Here is a 1,765-nt window from a genome sequence, read left to right on the forward strand (position 1 = left end):
GACGACGCCGCGCGGCGTGACGGGGCGCGTCCTGCGCATTCGGCCCATCAAGCCGGCCTGGCGAATCCGGCGGGGCCAGTGGGGTCGGCGCGTCCGCCCCTACCGGGGCTTGGCCCCATGGTGCCCGTGCGCAGGTTGCTGGCCTTGACCCTTGGGGACGAGTGCTTCGCCCTCGACATCGGCGTGGTGCGTGAAGTGCTGGATTTCGGCGACCTGACCCGCATTCCCCGCATGCCGCAACATGTGCGCGGGGTGGTGAACCTGCGCGGGGCTGCCGTGCCGGTGGTGGATCTGCGCACCCGGCTCGGCATGGGCAGCGTGGTACGCACCGTGCATTCGCGCATCGTCATCGTGGAAGTGCCCGCCCCGCCGGATGCGGGCGGCGGCATCACCCTGGTGGGCGCGCTGGCCGACGCCGTGCGAGAAGTCATCGAAATCGATGCCGTGGCCGTGGAACCCCCGCCGCGCATGGGCACCCCCGTGCCCGCCGACGTGCTGGCCGGGATATTCCGCCACAACGGGCGGCACGTGCTGCTGCTGGACGCCGACCGCCTGTTCGACGACGAGGAGCCTTCGGGCGCTCCGGTGTCGACGCAGCCCCAATCCTCGCCCCAGGTCCCGTCTCCGCCCCGCCCCCACGCAGATGGCCAGCCAGACCACGGGCAGCCGCACACGCAACCGGCCCGTGCCTCTGCCGCCGCTGCGGACATCCCCGTCCGCTTTGGCGGAGGTGGCGCATGAACCCCGGCGGCACCGCACGGCGCGTGTTCACCGAGGAAGCGCGCGACCTGCTCATCGACCTTGAAGAGGCGTTGCTGGAACTGGAATCGCACCCAGGCGATGCCGCGCTCATGGCACGGGTGTTCCGCGCGCTGCACACCCTGAAGGGCACCGGCGCCATGTTCGGGTTCAATGCGGTGGCCCGCTTCACCCATGCGGTGGAAGACCTGTTCGACAACGTGCGCAAGGCCGGGGTTCCGGCCACGTCCGAACTGCTGGCCCTTGGCCTGGACGCCAAGGACCACTTGCAGGAATTGCTGGAACGGGGTGCGTCGGTCGCTGTCGCGGGAAAAACACCGTCTGCGGACAGGGCGGAAGAGGGTGCCGATGCGGACGGCGTTGCCGTGCGCGAGCGTGAACTGCTGGACCGCATCGACGGACTGGCGGCGCGGTGGGCCGCCCCCGCGGTAGCTTCCGGCGCCTTTCCTGCCTCTTCCGGGGTGGGGGATGACGATGCCGCCGGTGCGGCAGATGCCCCGCCCACCGCGTTGACGCAAGGTTTTCCCACGGCCTTGTCGGGGGCCAGTCCTTCACCGTACGGGCTTGCGGCCTCGGAACAACCCGCCGTTTACGGCGAATCTTCCCGCGAATCACGGGTGTACTGGCTGCGCTACACCCCGTCGCCCGGCGCGCTGCGCAGGGGGCTGGACCCTTCCCGGTTGCTGGACGGGCTGCGCGGGCTTGGCCCCCTGCATGTCTGGCCCCATTGTGAAACCGTGCCGGAACTGGACGGGCTGGACGCGGAAGCGGTGCACCTGCGCTGGGACGCCGTGCTGGTCACGGAACATCCGGTGGGCATGGTGCGCGAGCCGTTCGCCGCGCTGCTGGACGAGGCCGGGCTGGAGGTGACGGCGCTGGGCGAGGAGAGGCTGTTGCCTGCGCCGGAACTTTTGTGCCGCATCGCGGCCCAGGGGAGTGTTGTCGATGCGGACGGGCTGCTGGCCGCCGCCGGTGCGGGTGACGAGGCCCTGCGGGCGGTGCGCGG

General features: G+C 71.0%; 2 protein-coding genes. Both read left to right on the forward strand.

All coding sequences use genetic code 11. The features are described from left to right. A partial coding sequence (locus FVW20_RS14265; RefSeq protein ID WP_231039124.1) for a chemotaxis protein CheW occupies positions 1 to 741 on the forward strand: 741 nt, incomplete at its 5' end. Beyond that, a partial coding sequence (locus FVW20_RS14270) for an Hpt domain-containing protein (RefSeq protein ID WP_196610139.1) occupies positions 738 to 1,765 on the forward strand: 1,028 nt, incomplete at its 3' end. The genes FVW20_RS14265 and FVW20_RS14270, both read left to right, overlap by 4 nt.

The organism is Nitratidesulfovibrio oxamicus (assembly GCF_015731765.1).
In the GTDB taxonomy this organism is placed as follows: Bacteria; Desulfobacterota; Desulfovibrionia; order Desulfovibrionales; family Desulfovibrionaceae; genus Cupidesulfovibrio; species Cupidesulfovibrio oxamicus.